The sequence below is a fragment of the Micromonospora sp. NPDC047620 genome, assembly GCF_043205005.1.
Lineage (GTDB): Bacteria > Actinomycetota > Actinomycetes > Mycobacteriales > Micromonosporaceae > Micromonospora.
The window spans coordinates 55,247-76,392 of sequence record NZ_JBIDDG010000008.1; the positions used below are offsets into that span (position 1 = coordinate 55,247).

The following is a 21,146-nucleotide window of genomic DNA, read 5'->3' on the forward strand; positions in this document are numbered from 1 at the left end:
TTGGTGAGGATGTAGAGCCGCCCCGGGCGGCGCCGGGGATGGTCCGGCGGATCGCAGACCCGCCGGACCATCGACAGGTGTCAGGCCGCGGTGAGCGCGCGGTGCAGGCGCCGGGCCTCGGTGACCAGGCGGGACGAGCCGCCCTGGCCGGCGACCTCGCCCAGGCCGGGCACCTCGATCCGGACACCGGTCGCGGTGGCCGTCTCCGTCGCCAGGGTCAGCAGGTCGGGCAGGCCGCGCGGCGGCCTGGGCGCGGCGAGTACCGCCGGCAGCGTGGCGGCGACCAGCCGCCACACGGTCAGCGGCGCCCCGGCCAGGGCGGCGTCCCGCAACGGCTCCACCACCCGGGTCAGCTTCACCAACTGCCCGGCGACCAGCCGGCCGAGCTGCTCACCCGTCCCGCCGGCGTCGAACTGCCCCGCCCCGGCGAGCCCGAGCAGGGCGTCCAGGGCGGCGACCCGGTCCGCGCCGTGCCGGGCCCCGAGACCGTAGGCCAGGGCGAGGTCGACAGCCACCCCGCCGGTGCCGCTGCTCTCGGCGAGCAGCGGCAGCACCACGGCGCCGTCGCGCTGGTCCATGTCCGCCGCGCCGGCCACCAACGGGAGGGTGTACGCGGCGACCGCCCCCCGGTGCCCCGGCAGGATCGACGGCCACATTTTCACCCAGCCGGAGTACTCGACCCCGATCGGCGCCGGGTCGGCGGTCAGCAGGCCGTACCGGTCGTCGTGCCCGTCGGGCGGGCGCAGCTCGACCAGGATGCGCTCCGGCGCCAGCTGGTCGAACTCCCAGTCGTAGCCGGCCCTGCGGGGTCGCCGGGTGACGGTGGTGGCCCGCATGACCGGCTGCGGCAGTCCGCCGCCGCGCAGCCAGGCGGCGAGCCGCTGGCCGGCCGGCGTGCCCAGCGCCGCCGCCTTGTTCGCCACCGCGTCGTCGGCGCCGGCGGGCAGGCGCAGCAGGGCCTGGGTCAGGTCCCAGTACCAGGGCGTCCGGTCGCCCCACGCCGCGAGCCGCTCCACCAGCGCCAGCGGGTCGAGCAGGCCGTTGGCGGAGGTGGGGGCGGCCAGCAGACCGGGCTGCCCAGGCTCGTCGACGTGCGCGCCGATCTCGGCGAGCCGGGCCCGCAGCAGCCGGTGCGGCGGGGGCAACCGGGGATCGGTGGTGGCCAGCCCCGGCGCCGACGGCGTCCGGTCGGTCCGGCGTACGGCGGCCAGCAGCGCCGCCCACCGGCTGCGGCGCCGGGGCTGCTGCTCGGCGCCGGCGGTGAGGAGCATGTCGACCAGCACCTCGCAGAGGCAGAGCGGGTCGTAGCGGTGCTCGTTGCCCCACGACCAGTGGCGGCGGTCGACGACGGGGGCGAGGGCGGCGTGCACCCGTGGACCCTCGGTCGTGGTGAGCCGGACCAGCCCGTCGAGGATCCGGTCCAGCGGTGCGCCCTGCGACGGCGTGCCGAGCAGGGCGGCGACCTCCTCGGCCAGCTCGTCCACGTCGGTGATCGGGTCGGGCGCCGGCGCGGGCGGCGCGGGCGGGGGAAGGTCGTCCCCGCGCGGCCGGGTGACCGCCGGGCCGGTCCCGACCGTCGCCGGGTCGTGACCGTGCCGGGCGGCCAGCGTGCTCGCCCGGTCGCGCAGCTCGACGGCGGGATGCCCGAGCGCCACCCCGATCACCTCGGCGACCTCCACCGCCCGGTTCCGGTGTTGGCGGGCCAACCGGTCCAGCCAGGCCAGTTGCGCCCGTACGAGCGTCTTGTCCGGCCGCAGCAGCACCTCACGCGAGGCGTCGAGCACCGCCTCGACCTCCAGGTCGGGCAGATCCCGCAACGCCTTCTGCGCCATCGTGGCGACCGGAGCCGGCGCGTCGGTGAGCAGGCGGAGGTAGTCGGTGGCCCGGGCGGCGACCTCGGTGGTGGTCGGGGTCAGCTCGTGGAGCAGGGTGGTGAAGGCGCGCAGCGCCGCCGCCCGGTCGCCGCGCAGCAGCCGGCCGAGCGAGCCGTCGATGAGCATCGTCCGGTCGACGATCCCCTCGGCGGCGAGCCGCGCCAGCGCGGTCGGCAGGACGTGCCGCTCCCGCTCCTCCCAGGTCGTGGTGACCTCGTCGAACATCATCCGCGAGCCGAGACCGTCCACCTCGAACAGGCGGGGCAGCATGGCGGCCAGGAACGGGTCGCTGCGCAACCGGTCCACCAGGGGAGCCGGCGGCCCGGAGCGGCGCCGGTCCGGCAGCTCCACCGCGCCCAGCCACAGCTCCACGAACCGGTCGTCGGTCGGCGGGGCGACCCCCTCCGCACGCAGGAGCGCGGCGACGAACCGCCACCGCTCGACCCACGTCTGCTGGTTGACCTTCGCGGCCAGCCGGTGCGCCAGGTCGCCCAGCCAGGTGATGCCGCGCTCCTCGGCGACGCCGGACAGCAGGGCGGCGGCCCGCTCGCCGTCCGGGTTGACCGAGTTGCGGGCGAGGATCGCCGCCGCCTGTGCCGCGCTGGGCAGGCAGCCCACCACGGCGACCGCCAGGGCGGTGCCCGACCCGACCGGCCACCAGGTCGACCGGTTCCGCTCCTTGAACCAGGCGGTCAGCTCGACGCCGATCTCCCTGCGGCGCTGCTCGGGCAGGCCGGCCAGGGCGGCCGCGACCAGCGTGGCGGAGCCGTTCTGGACCAGGTCGAACAAGTCGCTGGTCCCGCCGGCGGCCAGCTCCCGGCGCCGCCGTACGGTGCTCTTCATCAGCAGCGTCTGCTGGGCCCGGCTCACGCCCGCTCCTCGACCTGGTCGGTGGTCAGCATCCGGGTGGCCAGCGCGTGCCGGCATGGTCCCCGCTGCCCCCGGTGCTTCGCCCACCACGGGCAGGTGCAGGTGAACCCGCCGTCCGGCAGCCGGCGGACCCGGTACACCTGGTCGCCGCTGCGGATCGTGGCGGACGTGCCGTCCCACTCGACCGCCCCGGCGTCGAGCAGCGCCCGAGCGCCGACCAGACGCGGATTGTCGCGCTCCGCCCGGCCCGCGTCGTACGGCATCACCCGGTGGAAGTACGCGGCCTCGGAGACGTCGTATCCGACCCGCCCGGCGGTGCCGAGCTGCGCCAGCGCGCCCCGGACCCGTGCCGCGTCGATCCCGGCCTCCGCCGCCAGCCGATCCACGTCGATGGCCGGGTCCCAGGAGAGCAGGGCGGCGACCAGGTCGGCGTCATCGACGACCTCGTCTCCGGCCAGCGCGGTGAGCGCCGCGCCTTCGCCGGAGAATCCGCGGTACGGCTCGGGGGAGAGGGTCAGGGAGAGGCGCAGCGCGCCCGTGTCCAGCTCCCAGGTGCTCGGCACGGGTGCCGACCCGGCCGCGACGGTCGGCCCGTACACCCGCAGGGTCCGGGCGAACCGCAGCATCGGGCGCAGGGCGGCCAGCCGGCTCGCCCCGGCCAGGCAGACCGCGCCGGGCACGGGCCGGGAGGTCAGCCGCAGCGACCGCCCGGCCGGCACCACCCAGAGCACCGACCGGTCGGCGGTCGTGGGCAGCCGGCGCAGGAACGCCGCCGCCTCGGCCGCCGGGACCTCCGCCCGGGGCTCGAACCTCGCGGCCAGCACCTGCACCTCGGCGAAGCCCCGCAGCCAACGCACCGGCAGCGGGACCTTCTTCTCCACCACCGCGCCGTCCATTGTGGAGACGGTCAGGTCCTCCGGGCCGACCGACAGGTGCAGCGGGTCGAGGCCGCCGACCCGGGCCAGGGCCTCCCGCAGCGGGTTGTTGACGTCGACGTTGGTGGTGCCGTGCTCCACCACGTCGCCGTCCAGGCCGTCCGGCAGGGCGTCGAGGCGGGCGTAGACCCCGCAGCAGCCGGAGAAGGACTCGAACCGGAGCCGGTCCCGACTGCCGGTCACCACGGGGTCGAGGCTCGCCGGGCTGACCGGCCGGTGGTACCGGGTCCGGGCCACCTCCGCGACCGCCAGCAAGCCGACGGCCGCCGCGTGCGGGGTGGTGAGGAAGCCCGTGAAGAACCGCGGGTTCGGCGCGGGCCCCCCACTCGTCTGCAGGGCGAGTCCATCCTGTCCCAACGCGGAGGACCCGAGATACCGGTACGTCTGCACTGCGTTCACGTCCGCGGACAGTAGAGGACCCCACCGACAGGAACCAGGCTCGTTTCCCGTCGGCTGCGATCCGGACCCGTGCGGCCTCCCGCGCGGTGGCGGCCACCGGTCCGGGTCGTGGCCCCCGGACCAAGGAGGCGGGCCAAGGACCGCTGGAGCTGCGACGCCCGGCCCTCGTCAGGACGCCGGGGTCAGCTCGATGAGGAACTCCTGGTGGGCATCGCCGGTGCACGGCCCCTGCATCGCCTCCGCGCCGATGGGAGTGCGGGCGTCGTCCCGGATGCCGATGCACAGCCCGCTGGCCGCCGGCCGCAGCCGGTAGCCGCCCGGGACCGGCGCGTCGACCCCCTCGGCGGCGAACAGTTGTTCCCTCCTGTTGGCGCTGCAGTCCGTCCAGGGTTCGAGCATGTCCTGGACCGGTGGCGACTTCAGGACGGTGAGGCAGCCGATGCCGAACTGCGGGTGATCCCACTGGATGTGGAAGAGATCGTCGCGGACGGGTTCGAGGCGGGTGCGGGGCAGGTCGGGTTTGTCGCACGGCTGCAGGGTCGCGACCTGGCCCTGGTACCGGCCGGTGCGCTCACGCCCTTCCGAGAGGCACAAGGTGGGCGAGCCGACCGGATGGATCTGCGCCCACGCCCCTCCTTCGGGCAGGTCCAGGCTGCCGGAGACGACGGGCCGCTCCGGCTGAGGGTCTGGCTGGTCACGGTGGTCCGTCGCCCACACCGCAAGCGGGATCGCCAGGCCGGCGGCAGCCAGCAGGGCGAAGGCAGGGAGCAGCCTGGGCCACCTGCGTCGGACCGGTGGGGCGTCACCCGGATCGGGTGGGTCCGGGGGCGGCGCCGCGGGCTCGGTCGCGGCGCCCAGTCGATTCCGTGCCCGCAGCCAGACGTCCACTTCCTCCTGGTCGCCTCCGCAGGCGCGGACGAACGCGGCGAGGACCTCGGCGCGCGGTAGCGCCGGCCGGCGCAGGACGTCGGCGATGGTGCTGCGCGGCAGCGCTTCGCCGCCCGCGACGGCGCGTTGTTCGAGCTGCCGGTACGTGCACCCGGACCGCTGCTTGAGCCGTGCCATGAGCGCGACGAGCTCAGCGACGGTGGCAGCTGCATCCGGTCGTTCGTCCCCCGTACCTTCGGCCGACATGGCCCACAGGCTAGCGCCACGACTCGATCGGCGAGGGCCGGGTTCGGGCGGTGAGCTGTCCGGACAGGTCCGAGGTACCGCGCTGACCAGGCCGGACATGTCGGCTGTGACCGGGACAGGCGACTGTCCTTGCCGGACACACCGGTCCCCCCGAGGCTGAAGGGACCTCGCCGTCGCGGCAGGAGCCCGCGGCGGAGGACCCGGCAGGCCGCTCCCGGCCCGGCCGGTCCGGGCACCGCTCGTGCGCCCGTCGCCGCTCAGACGCGGCGCAGAGCGGTGCCCGGTGAACGAGACGGATGTCGCACTGATGTGGGAGGCGGACGCGTGGCCCTGCCCGAATCGATCCGATACCGGATACTCGGTCCCGTACAGACGAAGTCGGCCGACGGCAACTGGCAGGACTTTCGACAGGACAAGTGGCGTACGCTGCTCGCGGTCCTGCTGGTCCGGTCGAACCACGTCGTGCCCTGCGACGAGTTGGTGCGGCAGCTGTGGCCGGAGGAGGCGCCGGGCAGCCAACGCAAGCTGGTGCAGCAGTACGTCCACCGACTCCGCCGCAGCCTGGACGACCCCGACGGCGCGGTCCTGCGGACGCGACCCGCCGGGTACGAGTTGCGGGTGTCCCCGGGCGAGCTGGACGTGGACCGGTTCGACGCGCTCTGCGCGGACGGCCGACGGGCGCTCGCGACAGCGGCGTACGAGAAGGCGATGGCGCACTTCGGGCAGGCGATGGCGCTGTGGCGCGGAACGGCCATGGCGGACGTCGGGAACGCCCCCGCGGTCGCGGCCGAGCGGATCCGGATGACCGAGCGCCGGCTCGCCGCCACCGAGCTGTGGTTGCGCGCGGGTCTGGCCTGCGGCCGGCACGACGTCCTGATACCGGAGCTGGAATGCCTGGTCGTCGCGCACCCGCTGCGGGAACGCTTCCGGGAGCTGCTGATGACCGCGCTCTACGAGACCGGCCGGCGGGCGGACGCCCTCAGCGTCGCCCGGCACCTGCGCGGCCTGCTCAGGGAGGAGTTGGGCATCGACCCGGGGGCCGAGATCCAGCGGCTGGAACGGACGATCCTGCTCGGGGAGGACGTGGACCTGTCGCTGCTGCGCCCGCTCGCCGTGCCCACCGATTCCTGACCGGCAGGCCACGACGGGGCGATCCGGGTGCCGCCTCCCGACATCCCGGATCGCCCCGTCCCGGCGGGGACGCGACGCTCAGGCGGCCACCACCACGTGGTGCCCTCGCTCGGCCGGCCGGCCCGGATCGCCGCCGTGCCCCGGGGCATCCAGCAGCAGGACGTTCGCCACCCGGTGCGGCATCGCCACCCGGAGCAGGCCGTAGCCGATGCCGGCGAGCCCCATCAGCAGCCCGGGCGTGCTGACCTGCTCCGGGACCCCGGCCCGGGGCGCACCGGCGAGGACCTGCTCGGCGATCGCCCGCGCGCACCGCAGACCCAGCGCCGCACCGTCCGGCTCGTCGAGTGCCGAACTGGCCGCCAGCAAGGTCTCGACCAACCCGAGGTCCCCATGGCAGATGGAGTCGTTGCCGATGCCCGTGTACCGCCCGTCGACGATCAGGTCGTCGCGGACCTTGCCGGTCGCGATGTGCAGGTCCTCGCGGATCAGGTCGTGCCAGGGAGCCAGCACGGGCAGTCGCAGCATCGCCGCGCGTGCCAGTCCGATCCCGGCGGCGCCGTGGCACCAGGCGTTCATGAAGGCGCCCGGACCACTGATCACCCGCAGGTCGGGCCAGTTCCGGCGTTCCGGCGACAGGTGGTGCCGCTCGAAGCGCAACGCCCGCCCGCACACCTCGGCGAGCTGGTCGTCGCCGGTGAGCTGGGCGATACGGGCCAGTGCGTACCCGATGCCGCTGGCACCGTGGGAGAACCCGAGCAGCGCCGGCGCGTTCTCGTACTCGACCTGCCATCCCGTCCCGCCGGGCACGTCGACCGCTCGGTCGGCGATCGTCCTACCGGCCGCCCTGAGGGCGTCGAGGGTCTGCTCGTCGGGATGGGCGTCGTGCAGGGCGAGGATCGCCAGCGCCGCCCCGGCGGTGCCACTGATCACGTCCAGCACCTTGTCCTCGGCGAACCGCTCCTGGCACAGCACCGCGGCCTGCCGGGCCGCGTCGACGAGCGCGGGCGCCCGCAACACCTCGGCGAGCTGGCCCAGCACGTAGACGAGGCCGCCCAGCTCGCTGAAGCCGCCGATCGGCAGCCCGGCCCCCCGGTCCGGGCTGGCGACGAGTTGGCGGGTCACCTCGGCGAGCTGGTCGGCGAGCTGTTCGGCGGGCCGGCGGAACCGGTCGTCGCCGGTGACCGCGCCGAGCTGGCCGAGGAACAGGGCGACTCCGGCGACCCCGCTGTACAGGTCGATGCCGGCGTGGCCGACCTTCCAGTACCGGTCGCCGATGAAGTTCACCGACAGCCACGACGGCGCCTCGCCGTCGGCGGCCAGGGCGGCGTCGAGCAGCAGGTCCGCGATCGACCGGGCGGCCCGCACGGCGATATCGGCGTCGATCGGTTCCTCCGGCAGCGGCCTGGAGTCGACCCGCTCGGCGTGGGGCGTACCCACCGTGAGCCCGGACATGGAGGCGCGGATGCACCAGAGCTGTCGCCGCAGGTCCTCCTCGGACATCGCGCCGATCCGCGCCCGCACGGCCGCCAATCCGCTGGTTTCCAGGAAGTCGTGGGCCACCACCCCCTGTGCGTCGTAGAGGTCCGTCGAGCCGGGGGTGGTGTGGAACGCCGGGATGTCCTGGTCGGCGAGCTGTCGATGTTCGCTGCCGAACAGCACGTCGCGGTCCGGCAGGTCGACGAACGCGGAGGAGAGCACCTCGTGGAAGATCTCCCGGTCGAGCGAGTCGCGCAGCAGGTCCGGGTGCCAGGATTCCGACTGGACCCGGCCGTACGTCATCGTGGGGCGGGGGATGAACCGAACCTCGTCGTCTCGGAACCGGGCGATCGGTCCGCCGGCGGCGAGCAGGTCGTCGCGGTGGGCGGCGATGATGCGGTAGCAGTCGGTGAAGCCGGCGGCGAGGGCGTCGGTGTGGGCCAGCGCGTTGACGGGCCGGCCGTCCAGCCGTACGCGGTTCTGCGTCTCCGGCATCTCCCGGCGGTCCCGCACGACCCGCATCTCGTCGGTGCCGCCGGCGACGAAGGTGGGCAGGCGGGCGGGTGAGAGTTGGCCCCCGGAGCCGGCCAGGCCGCTCACCTCCGCGTCGTAGATGCCCTCGTCGTCGGCGGTGATGATGCGCTCGGGCAGGAGGCCGACCCGGAGCACCGAGTCCCGCACCACGCGGGGCGCCTCGCCGAAGGTGAGCGGCGCCAGCTGCGCCCCGGTGACCCGGGGCAGCACCTGGAAGATCGCCTCCAGGTCCACGGGGACGGGGTGCTCCCCGGCCGCGATGACGTTCTCCAGGTGCAGGTCCGAGCCGCAGAGGGCGTGGAACAGCGCCAGGAACGCGCCCTGCCGCCAGAAGAAGCGGTCCACCTGCTCCTCGTTCTCGCACGACGCGACGTCGACGTGCTCCACCCAGCCGTACTCGCCCCGGTCGAGGACGAGCAGCGGCCGCAGCGGTTGGCGGAGCCCGTGGGCGTTGAGCCAGTCGAGGACCTGGTTGAAGTGGACCTCCACGCTGAGGCTGCGTGGCTTGTACACCAGCCTGCGGCCGTCGGTGAAGGTGAGGATCGCGACGGTCTGGCCGCCGCGGTGGGTGTCCCCGGCACCGAAGCTCACCCGGGCCAGGTCGGCCAGTCCGTGCCAGGCCCCTCCGAAGGTCTGCCGCAGCTCGGGCAGGTCGGCGAGGAGCCGTTCGGCGAACCGGGTCCGGACGTCGATGGTGGTGCGCAGGCAGGTGACCAGTTCCCGGGCGAGCACCGGGTACTCGGCCAGGATGCCGAGCGCCGTCTCGGGCGTACGGATCCGCGCGATGAACGACGACATCCGCTCGGCCGGTGTCGCCCCGGCCAGCCGGCCCTCCACCCGGGCCACGTTCACCTCGAGGATCATGACGGAGATGATCATTTGCAGGAGTCGGTCGAGCGGCGGTTGCAGCAGCGAGTGGTCCGCCGGCAGGCGTTCGTCGTGGCCGTGCCGGGCCGCCAGCCGGGCCACCCGGCTGCCCAACTCCTCCTGGCCCCACGCCAGCAACGGCGCGATCAGGTTCAGGAACACCACGTTCCCGGCCTGGTCGTGCCCGTGGTCGTGGTCGTCGTGATCGCATCCGGTCGCCGGGCCGCCACCGGCGAGGTCGTCGAGGCGCGTCGACCCGAACCGCCGCCACGCCTCGGCGATCACGCCCAGCCAGGCCGGCCGGTCGGGGAACCTGGCGGCGAGCGACTCGGCCGGTTCGGCCAGCAGCTCGACGATCCCGTCCTCGGTAAGCCCGAGCCGTTCCCACCGGTCGAGCGAGATGTCGGTGCCGCGCAGGATGTGGCCGCCGCGCCAGGCGTCCCGCCGGCGGCGACCGTAGTCGTGTTGCTCCTCCGTGATCAACGGCGTGCCTCCGGCCCGTTCGGACCGGGTCAGGCCACGCCACCAGTTCGGCGTCTGAAGAATCTCGTCGAACATGTCTCCGCCCTCATGTATGCGCGTCCGGGGCGGCCGCGGCTGTCGTGGCCCGGCCCTCCGGCCCGGGGTGGACATCGTCACCACGACGCCCACCCCGGCCTGCACGGAAATCGGTCAGTCGTCGGTACCGGAATGCGGGTTGCCGCCCGCTGTCAGCAGCTTCCCGACGTGCATCCGGCCGTCATGATCCAGCAGGTGTTGGTGCAGCCGAGGCTGCCCCACTGGCAGGTGAAGCAGGTGTGAAAGGTGAACGCCCGGTCACCGCCGAAAATGTCCGCCAGATCCGCGTCCAGGCCACCGACGGCGCCCACCGGGCTCTCCGGCAGGAGGGCGATGTCGGCGTCGTCGAGCGTGGTGCGGAAGGCGGGGTCCTTCCACGCGCGCACAACCGTGTTGCTCATCAGCATCCCCAGCAGGTGCGGCAGGTCCACAGCGGGTAACAGGTGAGGCAGGTGCGGAAGGTGTAGGGCTCCCCGTTGCAGCAGCCCATCGTCGCGGTGGACTCGGTGCCGGCGCCCCGGGTCCCGTCCGTGACCATCTCACCCAACTCGACCCGGCCGACCGGGTGGGCCGGCAGCATGGCGAGTTCGCTGTCGTCGAGAGTGGCCCGGAAAACCGGGTCCTTCCACGCCCTCGCGGCAGTTTCCATGATTTCTCCGATCGATAGAAGAAGTGTCGCCACGCCTGCCGTTCCACCCGGGTGGCGGGTGCGGCAAATGCGGCGGGCGGCGATGAGCCCGCGGTCAGAACAGGCGACGGAATCGGAAACTCGGCTCGGCCAGGAACCGGTGCCACCCGTTGGCGGCAGAAACCACACTGGACGCCGCCGGTTCACCGGTCAAGACCGACGGCGACCGGTTATACCGCGACTGAATCGGCAGCGAACCGAGCGTCGACCGGAAATCAACCAGCGTCTGAAACGCTCATCCCGCTCGGCCAGAACAGCGACGGTTCGCGATCTGACGAGGGGAGGTGACAGAAATGACGGAACGACCGGAACTCGTCGAGGACCCGATCGGTCAGCTGGACCTGACCGACCTCGACCAGGAGATCAACGGTGGTAGCAGCGCGGTGTGCTTCACCATCACGGTCACGATCTCCACCTTCAAGCACAGCATCTGTGGCACCTGCGGCATCTTCAGCGTCGGCTGCTGCTGATCCCGCGCGACGGCGATCGGCACTCCGGTCGCGTCACCGGGTGGGCGGAGACGCCCGCCGTCTCCGCCCACCCGGAACCCGTTCCATCGTGACGAGCCGCAACGGAGAGACGTGATGGCCCCACGCAACACCGCAACGAGCGAGCGCGCCGACCTCGGCAGCGACGTGTTCGACCGACCAGCCTGGTGGGCTGCCCTGTCCCTGGAGGAACGGCGGCGCGTGCCGGTGCCCGACACCGAGGCCGCCCGCAGCCGGGGCGCGCGCCGGCTCGACACCTGGCGGACCGTCCGAGCCGCCACCGGCGGACTGGAGCCGAACCTCGCCCGGTGGCACGAGGCGGGCCTCAGCGAGGAGGAGTTGGGGCTGCTCCTCGGGGAGTCCTCCGACAGCCTGCGCGACCGGGTGCCGCAGCCACCGTCGTGGCTGACGAGCGTGGCCCAGGCGTGGTCCGCCGATCCCGCCGACCTGCCCGCGTTCGACGCCGGCCCGGCGGCCGACCTGGGACCGACCGCCGACCTGCTCGCGCTGGTGCACCCGTTGTCGCACCGGTATCAGCAGCGGTTGCACGAGGAGGTGCGCCGGCTCGCCCGCGACCTCGGTCACCGGGGTGAGGTTCCGCCGCACCATCCGTTGCTGCGGCCGAACCACGAGGTCCACCTGGCGATGATCAGTCCGGTGCTCGCGGTCCACCTGCAGCGCGCACGCAGCGCAGGGACACTCTCCGGTGACACGCCGGCAGCGCGGTTCGGCGACTTCGTCCGGCAGCTTCGCCAGCGCGCGTACGCCCTGCGGATCCTCGCCGAGTATCCGACGCTCACCCGGGAGCTCGTCGACGAGATGGAGACGTGGCTGACCGTACGGAGCGAGCTGGCCCGGCGCGTGCTGGCCGATCTGCCGGCGCTGCGCGCGGAGTTCGGCCTGACCGCCACCTCGCTCGACGATCTGGTGGAGGTGCAGACCGGTGCCGGCGACACGCACCGCGGCGGGCGGAGCGTCGCGATCCTCACCTTCGCTGGTGGCGGCAAGGTGGTCTACAAGCCGCGCCCGCTCGCCGTCGAGTCGCACTTCTACGCCCTGGTCGACTGGCTCAACGCCAAGGGGATGGCCCGCCCACTGCGTCGGCTGACCATCGTGGAGCGGGCGGGATACGGCTGGGTCGAGTTCGTCCACCCCGAGAGCTGCGCCGACGAGGAGGGGCTGCGCCGCTTCTACTGGCGCCAGGGCGCCTACCTGAGCCTGCTGTACCTGCTGCGCGCCTCGGACATCCACCTGGAGAACGTCATCGCCGCCGGCGAGCACCCGGTGATCGTCGACCTGGAAGCGATCTTCCAGCAGGCTCGGCCGACCACCTACACCCGGCCGCTGGTGCTGCCCGCCGAGGCGATGCACCGCATCGAGGAGTCCGTGCTGTCGATCGGCCTGCTGCCGCAGCGACTGATTCAGCAGGACGGCGACGCGGTGGTGACCACCGAGCTGTCCGGGATGGCCGGCGGGCGAGGAGAACTGAGCCCGATGAAGGTGCCGCGGTGGCAGGACACCGGCACCGACCAGATGCGGCGGACCCGGGCCCGCATGGAGCTGCCCGGCGGGCACAACCTGCCCACGGTCGCCGGCGCCGCGGCGGACCCCGCCCGGTACAGGGCCAACCTGGTCGCCGGTTTCGAAGCCTGCTACCGGCTGCTGCTCGCGCACCGTGACGAGCTGGCCGCACCCGACGGACCGGTTGCCGCGTTCGCCGCGGACGAGATCCGGTTCATCGTGCTGCCCACCATGGTGTACGGCCGCATCCTCGGCGAGTCCTGGCACCCGGTGGTGCTGGGCGACGCCCTGGACCGGGAGTGCCTGTTCGAGGTCCTCGCCACCCGCCACCCCGAGCTGGTCGCTGACCGAGCCGTCGCCGCCAGTGAGATCCGACAGCTCGCCCGGCGGGACATCCCCTTCTTCCGGACCCGACCCGACTCCCGGGACCTGTACGACGACCGAGGCCTCGTCGTACGCGACTTCTTCCCCCACCGCGGACTCGACCTCGTCCGGGACCGGATCGCCGGGCTGTCCGCCGCCGACCTGCGCCAACAGAGCTGGGCCGTGTCGGCGTCGCTGGCCGCGCTGCAACTCGGCGACGGCCAGGAGGCCATCGCACCCCGGACGCGCGCGGCGCCGGCCGAGGAGATCGACCAGGAGCTCGCCGAGCGTGCCGCCGTCCGCCTGGGCGACCGACTCCTCGAGACCGCGCTCGGCGACCCGGCCCGGCCGGTGTGGCTGACCCTCGCGCTCGTCACCGACCGGCACTGGAGCGTCGTACCCACGGCGTTCGAGAGCTACAGCGGGCTGTCCGGGATCGCGGTGTTCCTCGGCCAACTCGGCGAGCAGACCGGCCTGGTGCGGTTCCGGTCCGCGGCCGAGGCGATCGCCGCGATGCTCAGCGGACACGTCGACGCCCTGCTCGACTGGCCGGAGATCGACCGTGACCTGCTCGGCGTCGGGGGCTTCAGCGAACTGGGCGGCTACGTCCACGCGCTGACCCAGCTCGGCGCGCTGTGGCGAGCGCGATCGCTGCTGGACCAGGCACGTCGGCTCGTCCCGGAACTGCTCCGGCGGTTCGACGGCGACCGCCACCTCGACGTGGTCGCGGGCACCGCCGGGGCGGCGCTCGCGCTGCGCGCCCTGCACTCGGTCGATCCGGACGAGCGGACGTCGGTGGCGCTGCGGGCGGCGGGCGACCACCTGCTCGCCACCGCCTCCGCCCACGACTCCGGGTTGGCGTGGCCGTCCGCGATCCCCGCGCGATCGCCGCTGCTCGGCTTCTCGCACGGGGTGTCCGGCATCGCGTACGCACTCGCCGAGATCGCCCGGGTGACGGGCGAGCAGCGCTACCTCGACGCGGCCGAGCGTGCCGTGCGGTACGAGCACCTCCAGTACGACGCCGCCGCAGGCAACTGGCCCGATCACCGCGACGTCACCCCGCCGGGCACGTTCATGAACGCGTGGTGTCACGGGGCGGCCGGCGTCGCGCTGGCCCGCGCGGCCATGCTCGGCACCGTGCGTATCCCCGAGGTGCGCGCCGACCTCGACGCGGCGGTTGCCTCGGTGCGGCGCAGCCTCACCTCGGGCGAGCTGCTCACCGGCACCGGCAACGACTGCCTGTGCCACGGCGACCTCGGCCTGGCGGAAGCCCTGCTCACCGCCGGCTTGGCCACCGGCGACGGAACTCTCGTCGCGACGGCGCGCAGGGCGACGCGCGCGGTCGCCGAGACGGTGCTCGCCGGCGAGGAGCTCTGCGGCGTGCCGCAGGGGATGCACGTGCCGGGACTGCTGATGGGCACCGCCGGCATCGGCTACGGGCTGCTGCGGGCCGCTCGGCCCGACCGCACGCCGAACGTCCTGCTGCTGGCTCCGCCGGTCGGCGCGGCGCCCCGCGACCGCCAACCACCTGGCCCGGCCACCGCCGCCGCCCGTGCCGTCGCCGAGGAGGAAGTGTGACCCGCGTACCGGTGATCGTGCAGATGAGCAGCACCGAGTGCGGGCCGAGCTGCCTGGCCATGGTGCTCGGCGGGCTGGGACGCGCCACCGAGGTCCGGGAGCTGCGCGCCCACTTCGGGGTGGGACGTGACGGCACCAGCGCCCGCCGCATCCTCGAGGTGGCCCGCGAGTACGGGCTGGCTGCACGGGGACTGCGGGTGAACGAGGCCGGGCTGGCCAGCGTCCGCCTGCCCGCCATCGCACACTGGGGCGAGGACCACTTCACGGTGCTGGAGAAGGTCGGGCCGCGCCGGATCCGGATGGTGGATCCCGGACACGGCCGTCGGCGGCTGACGCACGAGGAGTTCTTCGCGGAGTTCTCCGGCACCGTGCTGGAGTTCACGCCGGAAGAGTCGATGCGGCGTCGGCGCCGCCCGATCCGCGACCACCTCGCCCTGCGGTTCCTCCGCGACCTGGTCCGGCTGGCGCCGCTGCTCATGGTGTTGGCCGTGGCGCTCTCGGCCGTGGTGCAGGTGCTCGGGCTGGCCTCCGCGTGGGCGACGAAGTACGGCGTGGACGTCCTCATCGGGCAGCGGGCGGACACCCTGTCCCTCTTCGCCCTCGGCGTGGGTGCGTACATCGCGACGCACACCCTCGCCACCCTCTCCCGGGGGCTGGCGCTGCTGGTGCTCCAACGCCGGCTCGACGGCACACTGGGTGAGCGGTTCATGAGCCACCTGATGCGGCTGCCGTACGCGTACTTCCAGACCCGCGGCGCGGGCGACCTGATGGGCCGGCTGAGCAGCAACATGGCGGTGCGGGACATGCTGACCTCGCAGCTGGCCACGCTCCTGCTCGACACCGTCTTCGTCTTCATCTACACCGCCCTGCTGGTGGCGCTGAGCCCGGCGTACGCCGCGGTGGTCGCGGTCCTGGCGGTCGCCCAGTTCGGCATCGTGCTGAGCACCATCCGGCTGGTCCACGAGCGTGCCCAGCGCGAGTTGGCCGCCGACGCGAAGGCGCAGAGCAGCGCGATCGACGCGCTGGCCGGGGCGGAGTTCCTGAAGAGTTCCGGGCTGTCCAACTGGGCGTTGCGCCGGTGGGCCGACCGGTTCACCGTGTCGGTGCGGGCCGGGTTCGAGCGTCGGCGGCTGGACCTCGTCAACGAGTCGGCGATGGGGATGTTCCAGGTCGCCGCGCCGCTGGTGCTCCTCCTGTTCGGCATCGTCCAGGTGGTCGCCGGCCGAATGTCGCTCGGCACGATGCTCGGCCTGAACGTCGTCGCCGGTCTGCTGCTGGCTCCCGTCGGGCAGGTGATGGGTGCGTTGCGTTACCTCCAGACGATCGGGTCCCACCTGGAGCGCATCTACGACGTGCTGAACGAGGAACCGGAACCGGCGCGCCCACAGGCCCACCAGCCGGTCGAGCTGCGCGGCGAGATCGAGCTGCGCGGGGTCGACTTCCGGTACGACCTCGGCACACCGCTGGTGCTCAAGAACATCGACCTGCGGGTCGCGGCCGGGTCGAAGGTGGCGGTCGTCGGGTCCACCGGCTCCGGCAAGACCACCCTGGTGCGGCTGCTCACCGGGCTGCTGCGGGCGAGCGCCGGAGGCGTCCTGGTGGACGGGCGGCCCCTCGACGACTACGACCTGGAGCCGCTACGCCAGCGCTTCGGCGTGGTCACCCAGTTCCCGTACATCTTCGGCGGTTCCATCCGCGACAACCTGACGCTCGGCCGGCTCGACGTCAGCGACGACGAGCTACGCGAGGCGTTGCGCAAGGTGCAGTTCCTGCCGGACCTGGAGCGCATGCCGATGGGCTTGAGTACCGGCGTCGGTGAGGGCGGCGGCGCGCTCTCCGGCGGCCAGCGGCAGCGGCTGGCGATCGCCCGGGCGTTGCTGGCCAGGACGAACGTGCTCCTGCTCGACGAGGCGACCAGCCACCTGGACACCCTGACCGAGGCGGCGATCGCGGCCGAACTGTCGGTGCTCGGCTGCACCCGGATCGTGATCGCACACCGGATCAGCACGGTCAGCGACGCCGACCAGATCGTCGTGCTGCATCAGGGCGAGATCGTCGAGCGCGGCACCCACGAGGAGCTGATGACATTGGGCGGCCGGTACGCCGAGCTGGCGCGGCGGCAGACGGGTCGGTTGACGGAGCGTGCGGCAGCCGGGGGATAGCGGTCCGTGGCCGGCGGCCGGGACCAGGGCGCTCGTCTCGCACCGGCCGCCGGCCACGCCACCGGTGAATCGGTCAGGTCCGGGTGGGCCAGCGACGGTGTGGCCGGCGGGAACCCGGTTGCCGACCGCGCACGGGTGCGATTACGTGTGGTCATGCCCGGGGACCGTGTCGACTCGTACTTCGTCTGCGCCACCCCGCGCACCGGCAGCTCGCTGCTGCTCGGGTTGCCGTGGCTGCGCGCCGACCAGACCGGCGCCTGGTTCGTCGGCGGCAACGGCGAGATCAGCGGCGACGCCGGCAACGGGCAGGTGCCCCGCTTCGACGCCGACGGGATCAGCCACTTCCTCGAGACGATCCGGGAGCACAACGCGGCCTGGGAGGAATGGTTCGGCAGGTGGGGAATCCGGCCGCATGTCGTGCGCTACGAGGAACTCGTCGGGGACATGGGCGCCACCACCCACGGCATCCTCGATTTTCTCGGGCTCGACGTGCCGGAGGAAGGACACCCGGTCGTGGCCCGGCACCAGCGTCAGGCCGACGAGCTCAACCGGCAGTGGATCAGGCGTTACCGGGCGGAGACCGCCGACGGATGATCCGCCTGGCGTCGGCCTCCGGGTGGGAGGCCGACGTCGTGGCGCGATCAGAAGGGCCACTGCTCGCGGGATCCCGCCTCGATGAGCGGGATCATCGCGAACGCCGCGTCGGACAGGCCGCCGAACGTGTGCCGGTTCCCGGTCGTCGGGGCGTGCCCGACCCGGTATCCGGCCAGGTTCCAGGTGTACACCGGCACCTGCCCGGGCACCGCGGCCGTCACGTCCACCGAACGGTGCCAGTGCGCCTGCTCGTCGGTGAGGATGACCACCCGGTCGTGCCCGGCGTAGTGCCGACGCACCGCCTTGTCGGTCTCGGTCCCGCCGCCGTAGAAGTAGCCGCCCTCCTTGAACCGGCGCACCGCCGCCAGCACCGACTCGCCCGCGACGGCCGGGAACACCCGGGTGTCGTGGGAGAAGGACACGACCGTCGCGTCCCGCGCGCGGGCGGCCAGCGCCAGGCCGAACACGGTGGCCGCGTCCCAGCAGCGCAGCGTGCCGTCCTTGCTGAAGGCGCTGTTCATCGAGCCCGACGTGTCGATCAGGACCAGCGTCCGCCCGTCCAGGGCGGGCACGTTCGCCAGCGCGTGCTGCAACGCCTTCTCCAGCGGGTACCCCCACCGCAGGCTCGGTGCCGCGTTGTAGGCCGACAGGAAACGCATCGGCAGCACCCGCGACCTGGCGACCTCGCCCGGGTCGGACAGCTTGGCCGCCACCGTCTCGGCGCCGGCGTCGCTGACGCCGGCCTGGTCGAAGTTGCGCAGGTTGCGCAGCAGCGCCAGGTAGCCCATCGTCGGGATGATCGCCTCCCAGGCCGGGGCGTCCATCGCCGTCTGCCGCCAGCCGGCGAGGGCCTCCCACGTCATTCCGGCCGCGCCCAGCACCGCCGGGTCGGTGATCTCCTGACGCCGCTCGACCGGCAACGCCATGAGCTCGGCCCGCGCCGCCAGCACGGTCAGCGACGCCGGCAGCGGGTTGTCCCGCTGGTGCCGCCGGTCCAGCGCGTGCCGGAACAGGTCACCCTGCCGCTCGTCCCGCGCGGTCGGGTGGGTCAGGTCGACGACGTCACCGAACCGGACCGCGTTGCGGTCGGAGTCGTACTTGAGCAGACTCCGCTCGTGGTACAGCCGCACCGCCGCGTCCGCGATGCCCCGCTTGACCGGCTTCGGCAGCGCCCGGCCGTGGCGACCCAGCCAGTAGGCGAGGGCCTCGCCCGGCTCGTCCGCGCGCTGCAACGCCGAGTCCACGATGGACCGCGATCCGGGAATGCCGGCCGCCACCTGCGCGCGGGCGCCCTCGAGGGCGGCCACGACAGCCGCCGAACGCAGCATCGCGCCGGTGCGCAGCCACGGCACGAAGCGGGCGAACCAGTCGGGGTCGGCGACGGCGACGGTGGCGACCAGCTCACGGAACCGAGCATCCCGGTCGGCGGCGCCCTCGTAGAAGGTGTCCTCGCCGACCATGTTCGACACGCCGAGCAGGAACAGTTCCGTGCGCGGCCCGCGGGCGAAACCCGGGGCACCCTCGGCGGTGACGAGCTCGTGGTCGTCTTCGTGCCGGTTCTTGCGCAGCTTGAGGTTGAACTTGGCCATCACGTCCCCCATGTTTCGTACGAGAGACGCGGCCACACGCACACCCGAGACCAGAGTCGGCGACGGACCTGTCCGCCGCTCTGTCCGATTGAGCTACCCGCCCGAAGGCATGGGGGGACTCGAACCCCCACCCTGCGGATCCGTGAAGTAACCGTCGCCTGCGCACCGGGTGTGGTGTGGTCGCGCCTCCCGAGATCGGAGCCGGCAACGGATGCGCCCTTCGCAGGGGCGTTCGCCCCTCCAGATGTAAACCGTCACCTTCGCACCGGGAAGTGCGGACCCGACCGTAGCGGCGGCATCGGCGGCCGGGCAACGGAGTTTGCCGTTGCGCGATGATGGGTGGCAGGAACGGTCGCGCCGCGTACCCGAGACCAGAAGGTCGACGACGGAAAGGCCTATTGCTCTGCCGACTGAGCTACCAGCACAACGGCTGGAGGGGACTCGAACCCCCGACCCATAGATTAGAAGTATCCGTCGTCTGCGCACCGGGTACGCGGCGTGAGCACGTCCCGAGACCGACAACGGCGACGGGCACATTCGGGAAAGGAAGTATCCGTCACCTTCGCACCGGGACGTGCGGCAACAACGTACGGCGGCGACTCGGGAGCGGCAAGGGATTTCGCGTCCGTCAGGCGTTCACGCCGCTCACCCGAGACCAAGGTCGGACACGGCGTGTGCGGACTCGAACCGCAGAGCCCTCTGTGGACCCTCTGCCGGAAGTAACCGTATCCAGCGCACCGGGTGAGCGGCGTGAACGCGCCTCCCGAGGTCGAAGCGGCAACGGAAACCGGCCCTCGCGGGCCAAGGCGACCTGGGCCGCTGGTCGACACCGCGTATCGGCGGCGGCGGGATTCGAACCCGCGTCTCCCCGTGGGAAGCGGAAGTAGCCGTTGCCTGCGCACCGGGAGGTGCCCCACGACGGTAGCGACCCCCGTACACGTGAGCCAAGCGCATTTGTCGGGCCGCCTGAGCGACGGAAGGTCAGCGGCCGCCGCGCTTGTGCTTGGAACGGCTGGTGAACGCGGCACCGTCCCGCTTCGGGGCGGCCGACGACCGCCGCGGTGCACGCCGGGGAAGCCAGCGCGCGAACGGGATGCGGGACAGGGTCAGGGGGACCGCCACGACCAGGATCCCGATCCCGACGGCGCCCAGCCCTCCCTGTAGGCGGCCCCGGTGCCCGCTCAGCTGGCCGAAGTCGGTGACGAAGTCGCTCGGATCGCCCCGGTCGACCCAGATCGGCACCTCGTCGCCGGCGGACAGGCACACCTCGAAGCAGGCGACCTCCTGCGTGTACGTCCGGCCGGACAGTTCGTACCGGACGTGCATCGTGGTCGACGTGCCGCCACGCTTGGACACGCGGTCGTAGACGACAGCCCGCGTCGGCACACCCTGCGCCCGCAGGTCGGTCTTCCAGTCGTCGAGCGCGTACTGGGTGTGGAACGGCAGCCAGAGCAGCGCCCCGCCAGCAACCAGCAGCAGCACACAACCGGCGGTCACCCAGGCCGGGGACCGTTGCGGTGTGATCGCGGCGCGCACCCGGTCATCGTGCCGGCCGCACGCAACCCCGACCGCGAGCGGGGCGGCGCGGCCCGCGGGGTGGCCAGCGGCGTCTCGCCGTGCCGGTCGGCGACGGGTGGCGTGGATGGCGATGGTGGTGGCGGTGACCGGGTCGCGACCAGCGAAGGGGATGCTGTGCGTGTGAGCGCCGTCCGTTCCGTGGTCCTGGTGGGCTTGTTCTCCGCGAAGGACCGTGACTACCAGGCCCGCCTTGACGCCCTGGAGGCGCGGGTGACGGCGCTCGGAGGACAGGTCCTGGGCCGGTTCGCTCAGCGCAGAGGCGTCTCCGACGGCGGCGTCCGGCTGATGGCGACCCCACTGTCGCGACGTTTCCTCATCCGTCGGGGAAAGCTGGAGCAGATCGCTGCCGCCTGCTCGAGCATGGACATCGACGCCGTGGTGTTCATCAACGACCTGAACGACTATCAGCGCCGATGGCTGTCGACCCGGCTCGAGCGCCCCGTCCTCACCCAGGCCGACCTCGACCGGCCGGTGCGGAGCCTGGCAAGCCTGACCCGATCCCAGTCCCGTGCGCGCCAGAGATCCACCCACCGTCATTGCTAGCAGGTCGTCGAGATGCTGCCCTGACCGCGGGCTCCTCAGGCCCGCCGGGAGTGGTCTGCGGCGAGGCAGCGCCGACGCGGAGGCCAGCCAGGACGGCGACCGTCAGCGGAAGGACGCCGGCCCCCTCGTCGTCCTCCGCCGTTCCGCTTCGACGTCTGCCGGCCGAGCCGGCAATGGTCACCGTCGGCGTTCGGGCGAAGCGGCCCAGGCCGCAGCGACAGCGCAGAGCATCAGACAGACGAACAGGCAACTCAGCGCGCCGCA

The 21,146-nt window shown here is 73.0% G+C and carries 14 protein-coding genes; 6 read left to right on the forward strand and 8 right to left on the reverse strand.

All coding sequences use genetic code 11. The features are described from left to right. Positions 1 to 80 precede the first annotated feature (80 nt). The 3 genes from ACGF5C_RS11685 to ACGF5C_RS11695 form a co-directional block, all read right to left on the reverse strand. A complete protein-coding gene (locus tag ACGF5C_RS11685; RefSeq protein ID WP_393299981.1) occupies positions 81 to 2,744 on the reverse strand; it encodes a DUF6493 family protein in 2,664 nt (887 codons plus the stop codon). After that, positions 2,741 to 4,078 (reverse strand): SWIM zinc finger family protein, encoded by a 1,338-nt coding sequence (locus ACGF5C_RS11690; RefSeq protein ID WP_393299984.1) that lies wholly within the window; start codon positions 4,076 to 4,078, stop codon positions 2,741 to 2,743. Before ACGF5C_RS11690 ends, ACGF5C_RS11685 begins: the two co-directional genes overlap by 4 nt. 168 nt (positions 4,079 to 4,246) lie before the next feature. Further along, positions 4,247 to 5,212: an RICIN domain-containing protein gene (locus ACGF5C_RS11695; protein WP_393299987.1), complete on the reverse strand. Its 966-nt coding sequence runs from the start codon at positions 5,210 to 5,212 to the stop codon at positions 4,247 to 4,249. Positions 5,213 to 5,536: 324 nt separating this feature from the next. On the opposite strand from ACGF5C_RS11695, the gene ACGF5C_RS11700 reads away from it, so the two are divergent. Continuing rightward, positions 5,537 to 6,343 carry a BTAD domain-containing putative transcriptional regulator gene (locus ACGF5C_RS11700; RefSeq protein ID WP_393299990.1) on the forward strand — a complete coding sequence of 269 codons (807 nt, stop codon included), beginning with the start codon at positions 5,537 to 5,539 and terminating at the stop codon, positions 6,341 to 6,343. 78 nt (positions 6,344 to 6,421) lie between these two features. On the opposite strand, the gene ACGF5C_RS11705 is transcribed toward ACGF5C_RS11700, so the two are convergent. The 3 genes from ACGF5C_RS11705 to ACGF5C_RS11715 all read right to left on the reverse strand — a co-directional run bounded on the left by ACGF5C_RS11705 (position 6,422) and on the right by ACGF5C_RS11715 (position 10,427). Next, positions 6,422 to 9,778 carry a type 2 lanthipeptide synthetase LanM family protein gene (locus tag ACGF5C_RS11705; protein ID WP_393299994.1) on the reverse strand — a complete coding sequence of 1,119 codons (3,357 nt, stop codon included), beginning with the start codon at positions 9,776 to 9,778 and terminating at the stop codon, positions 6,422 to 6,424. 152 nt (positions 9,779 to 9,930) lie between these two features. Continuing rightward, positions 9,931 to 10,179: a mersacidin/lichenicidin family type 2 lantibiotic gene (locus ACGF5C_RS11710; protein ID WP_393300467.1), complete on the reverse strand. Its 249-nt coding sequence runs from the start codon at positions 10,177 to 10,179 to the stop codon at positions 9,931 to 9,933. Then, positions 10,179 to 10,427, reverse strand: a complete 249-nt coding sequence (locus ACGF5C_RS11715) for a mersacidin/lichenicidin family type 2 lantibiotic (protein ID WP_350706123.1) — start codon at positions 10,425 to 10,427, stop codon at positions 10,179 to 10,181. Before ACGF5C_RS11715 ends, ACGF5C_RS11710 begins: the two co-directional genes overlap by 1 nt. Positions 10,428 to 10,759: 332 nt before the next feature. Between ACGF5C_RS11715 and ACGF5C_RS11720 the strand changes: the two genes are divergently transcribed. The 4 genes from ACGF5C_RS11720 (at position 10,760) to ACGF5C_RS11735 (ending at position 17,172) form a co-directional block, all read left to right on the forward strand. Continuing rightward, positions 10,760 to 10,936 (forward strand): hypothetical protein, encoded by a 177-nt coding sequence (locus tag ACGF5C_RS11720; RefSeq protein WP_176737180.1) that lies wholly within the window; start codon positions 10,760 to 10,762, stop codon positions 10,934 to 10,936. A gap of 114 nt (positions 10,937 to 11,050) precedes the next feature. Beyond that, positions 11,051 to 14,416 carry a type 2 lanthipeptide synthetase LanM family protein gene (locus ACGF5C_RS11725; RefSeq protein ID WP_393299997.1) on the forward strand — a complete coding sequence of 1,122 codons (3,366 nt, stop codon included), beginning with the start codon at positions 11,051 to 11,053 and terminating at the stop codon, positions 14,414 to 14,416. After that, the gene (locus tag ACGF5C_RS11730) at positions 14,413 to 16,578 is read left to right on the forward strand and encodes a peptidase domain-containing ABC transporter (RefSeq protein WP_393300001.1); all 2,166 of its coding nucleotides are present in this window, start codon (positions 14,413 to 14,415) and stop codon (positions 16,576 to 16,578) included. Before ACGF5C_RS11725 ends, ACGF5C_RS11730 begins: the two co-directional genes overlap by 4 nt. Before the next feature lie 153 nt (positions 16,579 to 16,731). After that, complete coding sequence (locus ACGF5C_RS11735) at positions 16,732 to 17,172, forward strand: Stf0 family sulfotransferase (protein ID WP_393300004.1); 441 nt, start codon at positions 16,732 to 16,734, stop codon at positions 17,170 to 17,172. Between the two features lie 47 nt (positions 17,173 to 17,219). Here ACGF5C_RS11735 and ACGF5C_RS11740 read toward each other — a convergent pair whose 3' ends face one another. Together ACGF5C_RS11740 and ACGF5C_RS11745 are read right to left on the reverse strand one after the other, a co-directional pair. Beyond that, positions 17,220 to 18,773: a TROVE domain-containing protein gene (locus ACGF5C_RS11740; RefSeq protein ID WP_393300007.1), complete on the reverse strand. Its 1,554-nt coding sequence runs from the start codon at positions 18,771 to 18,773 to the stop codon at positions 17,220 to 17,222. A 969-nt stretch (positions 18,774 to 19,742) separates the two neighbouring features. Then, positions 19,743 to 20,297 carry a DUF3592 domain-containing protein gene (locus ACGF5C_RS11745; protein ID WP_350819348.1) on the reverse strand — a complete coding sequence of 185 codons (555 nt, stop codon included), beginning with the start codon at positions 20,295 to 20,297 and terminating at the stop codon, positions 19,743 to 19,745. Between the two features lie 9 nt (positions 20,298 to 20,306). On the opposite strand from ACGF5C_RS11745, the gene ACGF5C_RS11750 reads away from it, so the two are divergent. Beyond that, a complete protein-coding gene (locus ACGF5C_RS11750; protein ID WP_393300010.1) occupies positions 20,307 to 20,882 on the forward strand; it encodes a hypothetical protein in 576 nt (191 codons plus the stop codon). The last annotated feature ends 264 nt before the right edge of the window (positions 20,883 to 21,146 follow it).